Annotated in this window: 16 protein-coding genes and 2 pseudogenes; all 18 read left to right on the top strand. The window is 39.4% G+C overall.

The features are described 5' to 3' along the window. The first annotated feature begins 7 nt into the window (after nt 1-7). The 18 genes and pseudogenes from bshA to C4S61_RS09460 all read left to right on the top strand — a co-directional run bounded on the left by bshA (nt 8) and on the right by C4S61_RS09460 (nt 14,921). Entirely contained in the window at nt 8-1,144 is a 1,137-nt protein-coding gene (bshA, locus tag C4S61_RS09535) for an N-acetyl-alpha-D-glucosaminyl L-malate synthase BshA (RefSeq protein WP_103924567.1), read from the top strand. 120 nt (nt 1,145-1,264) lie between these two features. Beyond that, nucleotides 1,265-1,891 carry a sterol desaturase family protein gene (locus C4S61_RS09530; RefSeq protein WP_103924566.1) on the top strand — a complete coding sequence of 209 codons (627 nt, stop codon included), beginning with the start codon at nt 1,265-1,267 and terminating at the stop codon, nt 1,889-1,891. Nucleotides 1,892-2,166: 275 nt separating this feature from the next. Next, complete coding sequence (locus C4S61_RS09525) at nt 2,167-3,000, top strand: NAD(P)-binding domain-containing protein (RefSeq protein WP_103924565.1); 834 nt, start codon at nt 2,167-2,169, stop codon at nt 2,998-3,000. A gap of 219 nt (nt 3,001-3,219) precedes the next feature. Continuing rightward, complete coding sequence (htpG, locus tag C4S61_RS09520; RefSeq protein WP_103924564.1) at nt 3,220-5,106, top strand: molecular chaperone HtpG; 1,887 nt, start codon at nt 3,220-3,222, stop codon at nt 5,104-5,106. 327 nt (nt 5,107-5,433) lie between these two features. Further along, a complete protein-coding gene (locus tag C4S61_RS09515; protein ID WP_103924563.1) occupies nt 5,434-5,619 on the top strand; it encodes a hypothetical protein in 186 nt (61 codons plus the stop codon). 168 nt (nt 5,620-5,787) lie between these two features. After that, the gene (locus tag C4S61_RS21670; RefSeq protein WP_146064372.1) at nt 5,788-5,970 is read left to right on the top strand and encodes a hypothetical protein; all 183 of its coding nucleotides are present in this window, start codon (nt 5,788-5,790) and stop codon (nt 5,968-5,970) included. Between the two features lie 3 nt (nt 5,971-5,973). Continuing rightward, entirely contained in the window at nt 5,974-6,942 is a 969-nt protein-coding gene (locus C4S61_RS09510; protein ID WP_103924562.1) for a hypothetical protein, read from the top strand. A gap of 202 nt (nt 6,943-7,144) precedes the next feature. Then, nucleotides 7,145-7,381, top strand: a pseudogene (locus C4S61_RS09505) (molecular chaperone HtpG); the annotation flags it as partial. 341 nt (nt 7,382-7,722) lie between these two features. Then, nucleotides 7,723-7,926: a hypothetical protein gene (locus C4S61_RS09500; protein ID WP_103924561.1), complete on the top strand. Its 204-nt coding sequence runs from the start codon at nt 7,723-7,725 to the stop codon at nt 7,924-7,926. A gap of 51 nt (nt 7,927-7,977) precedes the next feature. Next, nucleotides 7,978-9,135 carry a 6-bladed beta-propeller gene (locus C4S61_RS09495; RefSeq protein WP_103924560.1) on the top strand — a complete coding sequence of 386 codons (1,158 nt, stop codon included), beginning with the start codon at nt 7,978-7,980 and terminating at the stop codon, nt 9,133-9,135. 49 nt (nt 9,136-9,184) lie between these two features. Next, nucleotides 9,185-9,370: pseudogene (locus C4S61_RS09490) on the top strand (molecular chaperone HtpG); the annotation flags it as partial. A 327-nt stretch (nt 9,371-9,697) separates the two neighbouring features. Further along, the gene (locus C4S61_RS21665) at nt 9,698-9,904 is read left to right on the top strand and encodes a hypothetical protein (protein WP_146064371.1); all 207 of its coding nucleotides are present in this window, start codon (nt 9,698-9,700) and stop codon (nt 9,902-9,904) included. Between the two features lie 17 nt (nt 9,905-9,921). Then, a complete protein-coding gene (locus tag C4S61_RS09485) occupies nt 9,922-11,001 on the top strand; it encodes a BF3164 family lipoprotein (RefSeq protein ID WP_103924558.1) in 1,080 nt (359 codons plus the stop codon). A 92-nt stretch (nt 11,002-11,093) separates the two neighbouring features. Beyond that, nucleotides 11,094-11,510, top strand: a complete 417-nt coding sequence (locus C4S61_RS09480) for an RrF2 family transcriptional regulator (RefSeq protein ID WP_103924557.1) — start codon at nt 11,094-11,096, stop codon at nt 11,508-11,510. 74 nt (nt 11,511-11,584) lie between these two features. After that, nucleotides 11,585-11,863 carry a DUF2061 domain-containing protein gene (locus C4S61_RS09475; protein ID WP_103924556.1) on the top strand — a complete coding sequence of 93 codons (279 nt, stop codon included), beginning with the start codon at nt 11,585-11,587 and terminating at the stop codon, nt 11,861-11,863. Beyond that, complete coding sequence (locus C4S61_RS09470) at nt 11,832-12,536, top strand: phosphoadenylyl-sulfate reductase (protein ID WP_103924555.1); 705 nt, start codon at nt 11,832-11,834, stop codon at nt 12,534-12,536. The genes C4S61_RS09475 and C4S61_RS09470 overlap by 32 nt, the downstream gene beginning before the upstream one ends. Before the next feature lie 144 nt (nt 12,537-12,680). Next, on the top strand, nt 12,681-13,580 hold the full coding sequence (gene cysD / locus C4S61_RS09465; RefSeq protein WP_103924554.1) for a sulfate adenylyltransferase subunit CysD: 900 nt from the start codon (nt 12,681-12,683) through the stop codon (nt 13,578-13,580). Between the two features lie 81 nt (nt 13,581-13,661). Further along, the gene (locus tag C4S61_RS09460; protein ID WP_103924553.1) at nt 13,662-14,921 is read left to right on the top strand and encodes a sulfate adenylyltransferase subunit 1; all 1,260 of its coding nucleotides are present in this window, start codon (nt 13,662-13,664) and stop codon (nt 14,919-14,921) included. Nucleotides 14,922-15,234: the final 313 nt, after the last annotated feature.

Below are 15,234 nucleotides of genomic sequence, written 5' to 3'. Positions count from 1 at the left end.
CGCTGTAATGAAAATTGGAATTGTCTGTTATCCTACCTTCGGTGGGAGTGGTGTCGTAGCCACAGAACTTGGAAAAGGCTTGGCTAAAGTCGGTCATGAAGTTCACTTTATCACTTATAAGCTGCCGATGAGGCTGGATTTTTTCAGTGAAAATATCTTCTACCATGAGGTAGACATCAAGAGTTACCCCCTGTTTGAGCATGCTCCGTACGAACTTGCACTGGCAAGCAAAATGGTCAGTGTGGTGAAATATGAGAATCTGGATCTGCTTCACGTTCATTATGCAATCCCCCATGCCTCTGCAGCCTACATGGCCAAGCAGATCCTGAAGACTCAGGGAATCCAAATTCCTGTAGTGACGACACTACATGGAACAGACATTACGCTGGTGGGAAAGGATCCCAGCTACGAGCCTGTGGTGACTTTCTCCATCAATCAATCCGATGGAGTCACAGCAGTATCGGAGGATTTGAGAAGGGAAACATTCGAATACTTTGATATCAAAAAAGAGATTGAGGTGATTCCCAATTTCCTTGATTTGGATCGATTTAAGCGACAGCGAAAAGATCATTTCAAGTTGGCAATATGTCCGAATGGAGAAAAGCTGCTTGTTCACACCTCAAACTTCCGTAAGGTAAAGCGAGTTGAAGATGTGATCTATGTATTCTATAATGTGAGAAAGGAAATTCCTGCCAAGCTTTTGCTGGTGGGAGATGGACCCGAGCGTGACCGAATGGAGCGGCTTTGTCGCACCTTGGGGACATGTGATGACATCCGATTCTTGGGTAAGTTGGATGCGGTAGAAGAGGTGCTTTCAGTGGCAGATTTGTTTTTGATGCCTTCGGAAAAAGAGAGTTTTGGTCTCGCGGCATTGGAAGCAATGGCCTGTGAAATACCCGTTTTGTCTTCCAATGCGGGAGGAATTCCCGAGCTGAATTTGGATGGGGTTACAGGTTTTTGCTGCAATATAGGAGACGTGGAAGACATGACCGAGAAAGCAAAATTTATCCTTGCCGATGAGAATCTTGCCGGGTTTAAAGAAAGAGCTTTGGCAAGAGCAAAGGAATTTGACATAGCTCAGATTCTTCCGATGTACGTAGCTTACTATGAAAAAACCATTGCTGCCACGCTAAGTACAGTTTAATGTTGTCCGATAATTCGGTTTTAAAAATATTTACACGAAGCTTAGAATCCTTACCTTTACGGCAGAGTTTGGCCCATGAATGGTAGTTGATTCATTTGGTTTCATATTATTAATATACCTATGAAAAAGATTGGGAGATTGGAAAAACCCGACAATTTTGGATCAGCCCAGATGTTCTCAAATCCGATTTTGGAACGAATTTCCAGAACACATATTCTTGTGCCGGTTACCTTATTTTTAGTGATTTCATCGGTGTCTTTTTATTATGCGGTGACCACTACTGAGATAGGACTAGGACTGGGTATAGGGGTCCTTTTGCTTGGAATCTTTGTTTTCACTTTCGTGGAATACATGATGCACAAGTATTTCTTCCACATGGAACCCAATACTCCAATCAAGGATAAATTGCAGTATTCCGTGCATGGTGTTCACCACGACTATCCAAGGGACAAAGACCGCTTGGCGATGCCTCCGTTTGTGAGTGCAGCCTATGCCGCGATCTTTTACCTGGTTTTCAACCTGATCATGGGAGATTATTCCCTTTATTTTCTCCCCGGATTCTTATTAGGGTACACGGCTTATTTGGGGGTGCACTATATCGTTCATGTATATAATCCACCGAAGAATTTCTTGAAGGTTCTTTGGGTGAATCATGCAATTCATCATTACAAAGACCCTGATACTTCCTTTGGGGTAAGTTCTCCGCTTTGGGATTATCTATTGGGCACTATGCCTAAACGGGAGTAATAGAAGCCTCCTTTGGGAGTTTTTTTTGTTAATGGTCTGCTACAATGTCACCAAGACGCGAAGAAGTTTAAGGAGTTAGATTGTTGGGAAGTTGGGAGGCCAGGAGACTTGAAAGCTAAAATTGAGCAAAAGTAATATCCATTTCAAAATGACTTTGAAATACACTTAGAATTTAAGGTATAGCTGATAATTCCCGATAACTTTTCACAACTTACCACCCGCCACTTACAAGATTTAATTTCGTGCCTTTGAGTCTTCATGGCAAATTAAAATAGATGACAACAGTTTCAATCATAGGCTTGGGCTGGATTGGAGAACCGCTTGGAATTCACCTTCAGGAAAAAGGTTTCCAAGTTTTGGGATCTACGACTTCTGCAGAAAAGCTTGAGCACTTGTCCAAAAAAGGACTGAAGGCCATTCGTTTTTCCCTCAATCCCCATCCTGAAGGAATCGGGTTCAATGCCTTATTTCAGTCCGAAATTCTGGTCGTTAATATTCCCCCTCGAACCCGATCCGGAAATGGTGCTTTCCACCTCGGGCAACTCAAATACCTGAGAAGTCTAATCGATAATTCCCCAATCAAAAAAGTGATTTTTGTCTCCAGTACAGGCATTTATCCTGAAGCCCCATCTGAGAAACTATACTCCGAGGAATTCCCGCTGACTTTAGAAAACACCGGAAATAAAATCCTTCTAAGGGCAGAACAGCTCGTGGGAAAAGAGCGAAGTTTTGATTTGACAATTGTCCGGTTTGGAGGCTTGATGGGGGCTGACCGGATTCCCGGGAAATATTTTTCAGGAAAAGAAAATGTGGCAGGGCATACCCGCGTCAACTTTATCCATCAAAATGATGCGGTAGGAATTTTGGCTTGGGTGATTGAAAAAGGGCTTTGGAATCAAACTTTCAATGGAGTTGTACCAGTTCATCCACTTCGTAGGGAGATCTATGAGAAAAATGCTCTGGAACTTGGTATTGCTCCGCCATCCAGTTATCAAAATGAGCCTGAAGGAATAGATCGATTGATTGATTCGAAGAAAATCATGGAGACGGGTTTTGAATTTGAATTTCCTGATCCGTTGGAGTTTTCTTATCAGCCACAAAGAAACTAAGGCACGAAGAAGTTATTGGGAAATTAGTTATTGAGTTGTTAGTTATCGAGTGGCAAAAGTTTTAGCTTTCTTCCTTTATCCTTCTGACTTTCCGGATCTGACAACTGAGACTGATTACTGATGACTTAAAATGCCATGTTGTCACTTTTTTACACTTGGAACAGGCATTGATAACACCCTCTTGTCAAATTTTGTGTTTTACTAAACCGATTTATACCCATGCAGGAAAAAGGCACGATCTCGATCCATACCGAGAACATTTTCCCGATTATAAAGAAATTCCTCTATTCCGACCATGAGATTTTCCTTCGGGAACTCGTCTCCAACGCGGTAGACGCCACTCAGAAAATCAAACGACTAGCGACATTAGGTCAGTACACCGGTGAGCTGGGTGATTTGACTGTCGAAGTGGCTTTTGATGAGAAAAAGAAAACCATCACCATCTCAGACAAAGGCCTTGGCATGACTGCCGAGGAGATCAAAAAGTACATCAACCAGATTGCTTTCTCCGGAGCTACAGAATTTGTGGAGAAATTCAAAGACGCCAAAGATGCCAATGAGATCATCGGCAAGTTTGGGTTGGGTTTCTATTCCGCCTTCATGGTGGCCAAAAACGTAGAAATCCACACACTTTCCTATCAGGAAGGAGCCGAACCGGCTATCTGGACCTGTGACGGAAGTACAGAATTCGAAATCAAAAAGGGTAAGAGGAAAACCCGTGGGACTGATATTATTCTTTACATCAATGAAGATTCTGAAGAATTCCTCGATAAGTGGAAACTTCAGGGAATTCTGGACAAATACTGCAAATTCCTCCCGGTTCCGATCAAATTTGGAACCAAATCCGAGTCAGTAGAAGATGGAGTGGATGACAAGGGCAACAAAAAATGGAAGTCTGTCGAAGTGGACAACATCATCAATACCACTTCTCCGATCTGGACCAAGTCACCAAACGATCTGAAGGATGAGGATTATTTGGCTTTCTACAAAAGCCTGTATCCAATGGGTGAGGATCCCCTTTTCTGGATTCACCTGAACGTAGACTATCCGTTCAACTTGACCGGTGTGCTTTATTTCCCTAAAGTCAAAAACGAATTCGAGCTACAGCGTAATAAAATCAAACTTTTCAGCCGTCAGGTATTCATTACCGACGAGGTGAAGGACATCGTTCCTGAGTTCTTGATGCTGCTTCATGGGGTGATTGACTCTCCGGATATTCCACTCAACGTCTCCCGAAGCTTTCTGCAGGCTGATAGCAACGTCAAGAAAATCAACAACTACATCACCAAAAAAGTGGCTGACAAGCTTTCTGAACTATTCAAAAAAGACAGAAAAGCTTACGAGGAAAAGTGGAATGATATCGGTCTTTTCGTGAAGTACGGCATGATCTCCGAGGATAAATTCTATGAAAAAGGGAAGGAATTTACCCTGCTGAAAAATACCAAAAACGAATACTACACGCTGGATGAATACCGTGAAAAGGTAAAAGCAATCCAGACCGACAAGAACGACCAGACGATTTTCTTGTATTCCACTGATCCGAATAAACAGGATGGATTCATCCAGTCGGCAGAGAAGAAGGACTTTGATGTATTGGTTTTGGATTCACCGATCGACAGCCACTTTATTCAGCATTTGGAGACCAAGTTGGAGAAAACCCAACTCAAGCGTGTGGATGCGGATGTGGTGGAGAAACTGATCCAAACCGATTCTACCTATGCTAATCTCCTTACAGAAGATCAAAGCAAAGCGGTGAAGGAAATTTTCGAAAAGGCGATCAACAATAAGAACTACACGGTGGAGGTTGAAGGACTGAGTCCGGAAGAGATGCCCGTGACCATCACGATGGAAGAATGGATGCGTCGCATGAAGGACATGGCACAGACCGGTGGCGGACCGATGAGCTTCTATGGCAGCTTGCCGGACAGCTACAAAGTAGCCATTAACGGAAACCATCCCGTAGTGGACAAGATCCTCAAAGCGGAAGGCGAAGAGGCCCAACTGAAGCTTGCAAAGCAGGCCTTTGACTTGGCGATGCTTTCTCAAGGCTTGCTGACCGGCAAGGACCTGACCGCCTTTGTGAAGCGAAGTGTGGAGATGATCTAACTGACCTTCGAGGTTTCAAAAACCTCAAAGCTTTTTTTCCCAATCCCCGGCCTTGGTCGGGGATTTTTTGTGGTTATTTCTAGTAAAAATCTATTTTTTGAAACTATAATTTAACTATTCAGCAACCCATTGTATATCAACAAGTTGAAAATTGAATTCTACTAAGAATTTAAAAATAATTTCATTGAAAATCAACTAGTTACGATTTCATGAAAAATAAATTTCAGTTAAAGTCTTGACTTTTTGAAATTGGGGGGTATGTTTGGTTCAAGTTCAACGCGCGGCGAGCTTTTTAATCAATCAATAATTATTTTAAACACAAAGTTCATGAAAAAATTCTTTCAAAAAATGGGGCTGTTACTTGTTTTCGGTTTATTGATTTCAGGAATGCAAACAGCTTCTTCAGAAACCACAATAATTTGTCCTTCAGGGGATACATTTACATGTTACACAACTGCTGAAGGCTTCAAGGCATACAAAGGTGAAGGCGATGCAAAAGTTATCATTAAGTAATGAAAAGGATTGTATTAATTTTGTTTTTGGTAGGGCTGAGCTTTTATGAAACCTCGAGTCAAACCGTAAGTTATACTTGTCCTACTGGGGATCAGTATAGATGTGTTCAAATAGGTGATTTTGTAGTGCCTAAGGGACCTGGTGAATCAATTCATAAAATTGAATAAAATGAAAAGATTATTTATCTTATTATTCTTCTTCGTTATAAGCTTCAATAGTTTTTCGGAAGACCAAGTTATTTCCTGCCCTTCTGGGGATTCAAAAACATGTATGATTTTGAAATCAGGTGATACAATTATTGGCACTATTTATAAAGGTGAAGGAGGTATTCGAGGAGTAGTTGTTCAATAATTTATGAAAAAAAAATGGTTTAATGTAACGATAATTTTGATTATTATCGTTACATTTTCTTCATGTAAAGAAAAAAAAGATTCCGAAAGAGTTTTTTCAGACATTTCAATTTTAGATACTTTGACCTTTGATTTTCCAATTAGACGAGTATCCTTGAAAGGTCAAAATTTTTATTCTTATGATTTTTACAATAAAAGTTTACTAAAACATGATTTGGATTTTCAAATTTTAGATAGTTTGGGTAAATGGGGCGAAGCACCACATGAAAATTTATTAATTAGAAATTATGAAGTCAGATCGGATAATAGGGTTTATATTTTCGACACTGAGAAACATTCTTTTAAAATACAAGATTTCTCAGATTCTGTTTATTTTTATCATAAATTCAAAAGTAAAGTGGATAGAGGAGTTGTGATAAGCGATTCACTTTTGTTTACAGTTTCTGATCGAGCGGGTTTTAAGTTAGATTTTTCAGTTTTTAATTTGTTGGACTTTTCATTTAAACCTGTCCAAGAACTAAATGCACTATTGGATGAAGAATATTCTATGTTAACCTATGAGGGAAAATTATATAATTTAGACAAGAAAATAATTCATACTGCTTATTTTTCCGATTTTTGGTTTGTGTATAACTATAGCTTGAATAAGGTTTCTGTTTATGATTACTTGTTTGATTATGATAAGCCTGAAGTTGTCACAATTGGAGGAGGTATAATGTTAAACGGTTCTTCAGAGATAATTTTAGACAGTTTTGGAAATGGTGATCACGTTTTCATGTTGTCGAATGTTGCTGATAGAAATTTTCCTGAACAGCGGGTCTTGGATATATATGATATCAATAATGGGGATTATTTGAAGTCCTATATTCTACCAAAGCATTTGGATCGTCTTCCTACAGAAGGGTTTTCTTTAGATAATAATAAAGTAGGGGTTTTGTATGAAGATTCTATTATTTTAATTCAATTGAATTAACTTATTCATCATTGTATGCTACTTAATATAGCTGCTGAATGGGGCCTGAACGGATTATTAATTCTCCACCCAAGTCTTAGACTATTCTGAGAAATCCTTTTTTTTGATTTGGTTTTCAAAAAGACCAAGTACGCCCTACATGTCCTTACTTATTTCTGCAAGCATCGTGAATATAATACTGCTATAAGTTAGAATTCTATCGAAGGACATGGCACAGACCGGAGGTGGACCGATGAGTTTCTACGGCAGCTTGCCGGACAGCTACAAAGTCGCCATCAACGGCAACCATCCCGTAGTGGACAAGATCCTCAAAGCCGAAGGCGAAGAAGCACAACTGAAGCTTGCCAAGCAGGCCTTTGACTTGGCATTGCTTTCCCAAGGGCTTTTGACTGGCAAAGACCTTACCGCCTTTGTGAAGCGAAGTGTGGAGATGATTTGATCTTTTGCCCAAACCCTCCAAGGGTTCTGAATCCTTGGAGGGTTGAAATACCCTAATCCCCAGCCTTGGTCGGGGATTTTTTGTGGTTATTTCTAGCAAAAATCTAATTTTTGAAACAATAATTTAACCTATTTATCAACTTGTTGTATACCAGCAAGTTGAAAATTGTATTCTACTAAGAAATTAAAAATAATTTGACTGAAAATCAACTAGTTACGATTTTTTGATAAATATTTTTTCGATGAAATCTTGACTTTTTGATAGGGGGGGGGTATGTTTAGTTTAAGTTTAACGCGCGGCGAGCTTCATAAACAAATTATTAACCAAAAAATTCTAAAAAAATGATTACCAGATTAAAACAAATCCCTTTATTTATTGGAATGATTGCGTTGTCATTAGTTCCATTTGTTTCGACTGCCCAAACTTTTGAGGGCGGGGGAGCTCAAAAGAAAACTCCAGAAAATATTAAATGCCCAGATGGCATTACGAGATCACATTGTGTTGATCATGAGTGGCATGGATGCAGTGATGATATTGGTTGTTAATCTTTAACGGGCTTGAAATTTCTCAAGCCCTTACTTTATATTTTCTTAAATATGTTAAAACCTTTCTCAATAGCTTTAACCTTATTGTTAATGTCGTCATGTTCAGAGGAAAGTGATTTGACCACAACGTATCAAACAATTAATTTGGAACTTGATAACGGTCTTCGTGGCAATTTTTCTGAATTCATAGATAAAATGGAATATTTTTTAGTGAAAACGGATACCTCTGACTTTCTTGTTTCTCCTTATAAAATTGTGGCGAATGATTCTGTATATTTTATTGAGGATTCGTTTCAAAAAAAAATATATAAGTATAATAAATTTACTGGTACTTATGCATCAATCGGCAGACCTGGTGAAGGACCTGAAGAAAATTTGGAATTGGACGATTTCTCTGTGACCAATGAGGGGATTATAATACATGATTCAAAACTCAAAAAATTTCTTCAATTTAATTTTGCAGGCGACTTTATCGAAGAAGGAAAATCCTTATACCATAGATCAATTTTTTACCAAGGTGATAACTTTAAGCTAATTTATTCCCACAATGATCCGGAGATAGGATCAAGAATAATTCGTGTGAATAATAATGGGGAAATAAAGGGATTTCTGAAAATAGAAGATTGGTTTGCCCAAAAGCTTACTAGGGATCAAAATGGTTTTATATACAACAGTAAGCTTAGGAAGATTTTTTTTCTTCTCCCCTACACAAATGAGATTGCAGTTTTCGATGAGAAGGGGGAATTAATAAAAATAGTAAAGCTTGAATTTGGTAGATATAGCTTTACTAAAGAGGCTTGGAATAAATATGAGGATTTTAATTCACAAATGAATCATGCAATTGAGAATAAACTAGTTTTTCAGGTTAATTCGTTTTTAGTCTTGAATGATTATTATGTTATTTCTTTAAATCAAGAAGGAGGAAATGGACATCTAATTATACTTGATCATAATTTTAATTTAATAAGGCATTTTTCTGATTTGATTAATGATTTAGATAATGTAAAACTCTCTGCCATACCTTGGTCTGCATATGGTGATAAATTTCTTTTTTTGATAAATTCTAAACGCTTTATTAATGAAAATCCATTTTTAGATAAAGAATTGCCTAAAATAGAAAATTCAAATATTAATTCATTTATGGATTTGTATAGGGGTGAACTTTTTGAAGATGAATATCAGGTTTTAGTTGAAGTTGATCTTAAATAGTCTTATATGTATTAATATTTTGTGTTAAATTCTTATGAACACTTTGAATCCTGAAAGGAATAAAGTAGCCATCAACCGAAATCACCCAATGATCGATAAAATCCTAAAGGCAGAAAGCGAAAAAGAAAAGGCGAGGCTTGCCAAGCAGTCCTTTAACTTAGCATTACTTTCACAAGGTCTATTGAATGGCAAAGATTTGACTGCTTTTGTAAAAAGAAGTGTGGAGTTGATCTAATTCTTCCCATAACCCTCCAAGGGTTCAAAACCCTTGGAGGGTTACTCTACTCAATCCCCGGCCATGGTCGGGGATTTTTTGTTGCTCCTTAGAAAAATCTAATATTTGAAACTATTATTTCACTATTTATTAATCTATTGTATATCAACAAGTTGATAATTGCATTCTACTAAGAAATTAAAAATAATCTCACTGAAAATCAGCTTGTTACAATTTTATAAAAAATATTTTTCAGGTGAAGGTTTGACTTTTTGAAAGGGTGGGGGTACATTGACTTCAAGTTCAATGCAAATTTGTTTATTCTCTAATTATTTAAATTTTAAGTTTATGAAAAAGATTATTTTACTATTACTGTTTATAGTTGGAGGATTAGCCTCTGTGTCTAATAAAAATGTCTATGCTCAAAGGGATATTTGTTGTTTTAACACAGTTCTTCCAGGGTATGTATGCTTAACGTATATTTTGGTACAACCGGATGGCAGTTCAACTGTACAAGGTGTTCCAGGGATTCGAATGCCTTGTCCTCAAGCATAAAATATTGATTTTACAAAATGTTAAAGTTTAAAACTTTAGGAAAACACTACCTGTTTAAATGGCTTTTTATAGGTTTGTTTTTTCTTTTGCAGGCTTGTTCAGGTTCTCCGGAAATAAAAGATCCTTTAATTGAATTTGACCAAAACATTATTGTTTCTTCCCAAAAATTAAAGTCTTCCGATTCATTATTTAGAGCTGGTAGTATTATTTTGTTCGATGATAATCTTTTTGTTCAGGATGAAGATTTGAATTTTTTGTTCAAAGTAATTGATGTTAATAAAGACCTATTGGTAAGGAGATTTGGCAAAATTGGCCAAGGGCCATGCGAAATTGAACCTCTAAGTGTAGCTTCTCGATCAGGGGTAAATGGGGAGATGATCGGGATGTTTGAAACGCAGACTAAAGAATATAAGGAGTTCCAAATAAAACAATTCCTTGAAACTGATAAGAATACTGGTTGTAATTCCTTTCAAGGAAAATTTGGACCTGAAATCCGTTTAGCAATTAAAGTAGGCGATAATCTATTTCTAGGTGCAGGGCCTGGTCAAAAACCTTATTCTTTATTAAGTGGAAATCAAATAAAACAAACAATTGGAGAATTTCCTTTTCAGGATCAATTCGAAGGAATAGAGCCAATAATTTTAGATCTGGCGTACCAAAATAAATTGTATAAACATCCTACTAAGCCCCTTGTCCTAGGTACATCATCATTTTCCTTTAATATGGATATTATGGAATTAGAAAATGAGGGGAACTTGATCATAAAAAAGTCTTTACACTATTGGCCTACTGAATTTGAACCATCTAATGAACCAAACCAATTTTTCGCAGCTATAAAAGAAGATAATAAATTTGGGAATGTAAGTACCGCCGTCTCAGCACAATTTATATATGTTTTATATTCTGATGAACCTTGGAACTACCAGTTTCCGATTAAGAGTATGAGAGTACTTGTTTACGATTGGGAGGGAAATCCGGTTAATATGCTAGAATTAGATCAAGAAATAAATATGTTAGCTGTCAATGAAGATGATAACTATCTAATTGGATATTTAGACGATGGAAAAGCTAATCTATTCAGATTTGATTTGAAATAGCATCATCACTTTAGCTAGAAAAGGATTGAATTTGGATTTCCTATTTCCCACCCCTGCACTAGGCTATTTGGAGAAATCCTGTATTTTTGATCATGCTTTCCAAAAAGACCAAGTATGCCCTTCATGCCCTGACTTACCTCGGGAAGCATAGGGAAAACAAGACCGTCCTGATTCAGGACATCGCCGAGGAGCATGGGATTTCACATAAGTTTCTCGAAAACATCCTGCTCGAACTCCGAAAGGCCGGCTATCTCGGTAGCAAAAAAGGCAAAGGCGGTGGCTATTACCTGATCAAAGAACCCAAAGATATTCCACTTTCCAGAGTGATAAGACTCCTAGACGGACCGATTGCTTTGCTTCCCTGTGTCAGTCTGAATTATTACGAACCCTGTGCAGAATGCAAGGATGAGGCTCATTGTGGTATCAATAAGGTCATGATCCAAGTTCGGGATGAGACGCTTAAGATACTGGAAAACAAATCATTACAGGATATTTTAGACGAAGAATAAAATTTTTTTTACATATTGTCTATAAATTTTATAGGGTTTATATACTTTTGCTTTCTCCAGTCGTATAGAACTTCATGATTTTAGACCAATTCACCAAAAAGCTTTTTTCCTCCAAATCCGGAAAAGACAGCAATGCCAAGAGCCTTCTGAAGTCAATTTCCTGGAGGATAGTGGGTACTATCGATACGATAGTCATATCCTACATCATCACCGGTCAGCTGGTGATGGCCGTATCGATCGGTTCGGTAGAAGTCGTCACCAAAATTTTGCTCTACTATGTGCATGAGCGGGTGTGGGAAAATGCATCTAAAATAAAAGCCGATGAGCCAGCAGCAGAATATATCAGATCTTGAGGCAAGATTTCGGAGCCTTTCAGCAGCTGAAGGGCTTGGTTTAATATCGGAGCTTTTCGCGGGGAAAGTGGTTTTCTCCACTTCATTAGGCCAGGAGGATCAGGTGATCACGCAGCTGATTGTTTCGCAAAACCTTCCGATCCAGATCTTTTCCCTGGACACAGGACGTCTGTTTCCGGCGACATTGGATTTGCTAAGCCGAACTGAAGCCAAATACAAAACTCGGATTAAAGTTTACTACCCAACGACAGCCTCTGTAGAGAAATTGGTTTCCGATATTGGAATTAACGGCTTTTACGAATCTATAGAAAATCGAAAATCCTGCTGTTTTGTGCGGAAAGTAGAACCGCTGAAAAGGGCTTTAGCTGGTAATGACATCTGGATCACCGGACTGCGTGCAGAGCAAAGTGCCAATCGTAGCGAAATGAAGCGCATCGAATGGGATGAGGCCAATCAGATTATCAAGTACAATCCGCTGATGGACTGGACTTTTGACCAGATGATCGCTTATATCCACGAATATAAAATTCCATATAATCCGCTACACGACCAGGGCTTTGTCAGTATCGGTTGCGCTCCCTGTACCCGGGCGATTATGCCGGGAGAGGATGCCCGTGCAGGACGCTGGTGGTGGGAGGATTCGAAAAAGGAGTGTGGCTTGCATTCGAAGTGAGATGCAAGACGCTAGATACAAGACGCAAGAATTCGATATTCGAAGTTTATCATTCGATATTCGAAATTAAAAATATTGAACACCGAATGCTGAATAACGAATGTTGAAGGCAGCATAAATCGTAAATCAAAAATCGTATTTCCTATGTCAAACCTATTTATACCTAATCCCAAAGAAGCAGAATCGATCCACATCATGAGAGAGGTGGTGGCGCAGTTTGAGCGTCCGGTTTTGCTTTTTTCGGGAGGAAAAGATTCCATCATACTTGTAAGACTGGCTCAAAAAGCCTTTTATCCTGCCAAAATCCCTTTTCCCCTGCTCCATGTAGATACGGGACACAATTTCCCAGAGACCATCGAGTTTCGGGATAAGTTGGTTGCAGAGCTTGGCTTGGAGCTGATCGTGCGAAATGTACAAGACTCCATCGATCAGGGGAAAGTGCGGGAAGAGCGGGGTCGCTATGCAAGTCGAAACACGCTACAAACGACCACGTTGCTGGATGCCATCGAAGAATTCAAGTTTGATGCCTGTATCGGTGGTGCCAGAAGAGATGAGGAAAAGGCAAGAGCAAAGGAGCGCGTATTTTCAGTCCGGGATGACTTCGGTCAATGGGACGAAAAGAATCAGCGTCCTGAGCTGTTTGATATGTTCAACGGTAAAATTCATGTCGGCCAAAATGTCCGCGTTTTCCCGATTTCCAACTGGACAGAATTGGACGTGTGGGAGTATATCCGGACCGAAAATTTGGAGATTCCTTCCCTCTATTTTGCACACAAGCGTGAAGTTTTCTTCCGTGATGGGATGATCTGGACAGCCAATCAGCATGTCTACAGAGACCAATCAGAATTGGTAGAGGAAAAAATGGTACGCTTCAGAACTGTGGGGGATATGACCTGTACAGCGGCCGTGCTTTCCGAAGCGGTGACCTTGGATGATGTGGTCGCAGAGATCAGGCAATCCACCATTTCCGAACGCGGAGCCCGAATCGATGACAAGCGATCCGAAGCAGCGATGGAGACGAGGAAGAAGGTTGGATATTTTTAAAGTACGAAGTACCATGTACAAAGTATCTTTTCAACTCAGACAGCTATGGACTATTGTCTATAAACTATTGACTCAAAAATAATGGACATACAAGGCAGAAAACTTATTAAGATCGCCACAGCAGGCTCCGTCGATGATGGGAAAAGCACTCTTATCGGGCGATTGCTTTACGATACCAAGTCTTTGACTACCGATAAGATTGAAGCAATCGAGCGAAGCAGTAGACAGCGTGGCTATGATTACCTGGATTTTTCACTTGCGACAGACGGACTGTTGGCAGAGCGGGAGCAGGGAATCACGATTGACGTGGCGCATATCTATTTCAATACTGAAAAGACCAATTTCATTGTAGCGGATACTCCCGGTCATGTGGAGTACACCCGAAACATGGTGACTGGTGCGTCGACATCCAATGTGGCAATCATTCTGATCGATGCTCGCAAGGGTGTCATAGAGCAGACCTATAGACACTTCTTCATTGCCAATCTCTTACGCATTTCTCACGTAATCGTGGCAATTAATAAAATGGATTTAGTGGGCTATGACGAAGACACCTATCTTAAAATCAAGGCTGATTTTGATGTCCTTGTGGAGAAAAGTGATTTCCATCAGGAGCAAATTACTTTTATTCCGGTTTCCGCATTGAAAGGGGAAAACATTGCCAGAAAATCCAAGCAAATGCCTTGGTATTTTGGAAATACGCTGTTGGATCATTTGGAAATCTTGGAGCCCGCCGACTTGCAGGAAAGCACCGTTGCCAGATTCCCGATTCAGTATGTCATCCGGCCAAAAACGGAAGCCTTCCATGATTTTCGTGGCTTCTCTGGTAAACTCTACGGAGGAAGCCTGAAAGTTGGGGATGCGGTAACTGTACTTCCTTCGGGAAATGAATCTAGGATCAAGAGTATTCATTTCTTCGATCAGGAATTGGAGGAAGCAGCGCCGGGGTCATCTATAGCTATCACCCTGTCGACAGAAGTGGATTGTAGCCGTGGGGATATGATTGTAAAGCGTGGTTTTGAGCCAAGAAGTGAAAAGACAATATCAGCCACTATTTGCCAGGTAAACAGCAAGGCTCTGAAAGTGGGAGAAAAGTACATTCTTCAGCATGGTATCAACCGCGTTTTGGCAAAAATCGATCAGATCGAAAGTCGGATTCATACCGATTTCACCGGAACTGAAGAAACCGAACAGCTGAAGTTGAATGACATCGGGCGGGTTCATTTCCGACTCAGCAAACCGATTCATTTCGATTCCTATCGCGACAACAAATCAAACGGAAGCTTCATTCTGATTGATGAAGGGAGTTTTGATACGCTTTCGGTGGGGTTTATTGAGTAGTATCTAGATGCTAGTATCAAGTATCAGGTATTTGAACTTCGGTGTTCATCATTCGACGTTCGACATTCGATATTAAAAATACCGTATTTCAAAATAACCCAAATGCTGTGAGATAGGAGATACTCCCAGCCGCATATAATACTTTGCTATTCAATATTCGATGTTTTCCACTTGCCTTCGGTAGGCAGGTTCAATATTAAAATAATGAACACCGAACACTGAATATCGAATGATGAAGAAGAACCAGTTGAATGGACATGACAAAGTATAGAGGTCTAAACTTTACAACCTTACAACTTTACAACCTTCCAAC

The sequence above is a fragment of the Algoriphagus boritolerans DSM 17298 = JCM 18970 genome (assembly GCF_900108085.1).
GTDB classification, from domain to species: Bacteria; Bacteroidota; Bacteroidia; order Cytophagales; family Cyclobacteriaceae; genus Algoriphagus; species Algoriphagus boritolerans.
The sequence above is the reverse complement of the archived record's forward strand: the minus strand, read 5'-3'. Positions and strand labels throughout refer to the sequence as shown.

Excerpts from the sequence above, each read along its gene's own strand:
- bshA (WP_103924567.1), top strand. The coding sequence starts at position 8 with ATGAAAATTGGAATTGTCTGTTATCCTACCTTCGGTGGGAGTGGTGTC.
- C4S61_RS09530 (WP_103924566.1), top strand. The coding sequence starts at position 1,265 with ATGAAAAAGATTGGGAGATTGGAAAAACCCGACAATTTTGGATCAGCC.
- C4S61_RS09525 (WP_103924565.1), top strand. The coding sequence starts at position 2,167 with ATGACAACAGTTTCAATCATAGGCTTGGGCTGGATTGGAGAACCGCTT.
- htpG (WP_103924564.1), top strand. The coding sequence starts at position 3,220 with ATGCAGGAAAAAGGCACGATCTCGATCCATACCGAGAACATTTTCCCG.
- C4S61_RS09515 (WP_103924563.1), top strand. The coding sequence starts at position 5,434 with ATGAAAAAATTCTTTCAAAAAATGGGGCTGTTACTTGTTTTCGGTTTA.
- C4S61_RS21670 (WP_146064372.1), top strand. The coding sequence starts at position 5,788 with ATGAAAAGATTATTTATCTTATTATTCTTCTTCGTTATAAGCTTCAAT.
- C4S61_RS09510 (WP_103924562.1), top strand. The coding sequence starts at position 5,974 with ATGAAAAAAAAATGGTTTAATGTAACGATAATTTTGATTATTATCGTT.
- C4S61_RS09500 (WP_103924561.1), top strand. The coding sequence starts at position 7,723 with ATGATTACCAGATTAAAACAAATCCCTTTATTTATTGGAATGATTGCG.
- C4S61_RS09495 (WP_103924560.1), top strand. The coding sequence starts at position 7,978 with ATGTTAAAACCTTTCTCAATAGCTTTAACCTTATTGTTAATGTCGTCA.
- C4S61_RS21665 (WP_146064371.1), top strand. The coding sequence starts at position 9,698 with ATGAAAAAGATTATTTTACTATTACTGTTTATAGTTGGAGGATTAGCC.
- C4S61_RS09485 (WP_103924558.1), top strand. The coding sequence starts at position 9,922 with ATGTTAAAGTTTAAAACTTTAGGAAAACACTACCTGTTTAAATGGCTT.
- C4S61_RS09480 (WP_103924557.1), top strand. The coding sequence starts at position 11,094 with ATGCTTTCCAAAAAGACCAAGTATGCCCTTCATGCCCTGACTTACCTC.
- C4S61_RS09475 (WP_103924556.1), top strand. The coding sequence starts at position 11,585 with ATGATTTTAGACCAATTCACCAAAAAGCTTTTTTCCTCCAAATCCGGA.
- C4S61_RS09470 (WP_103924555.1), top strand. The coding sequence starts at position 11,832 with ATGAGCCAGCAGCAGAATATATCAGATCTTGAGGCAAGATTTCGGAGC.
- cysD (WP_103924554.1), top strand. The coding sequence starts at position 12,681 with ATGTCAAACCTATTTATACCTAATCCCAAAGAAGCAGAATCGATCCAC.
- C4S61_RS09460 (WP_103924553.1), top strand. The coding sequence starts at position 13,662 with ATGGACATACAAGGCAGAAAACTTATTAAGATCGCCACAGCAGGCTCC.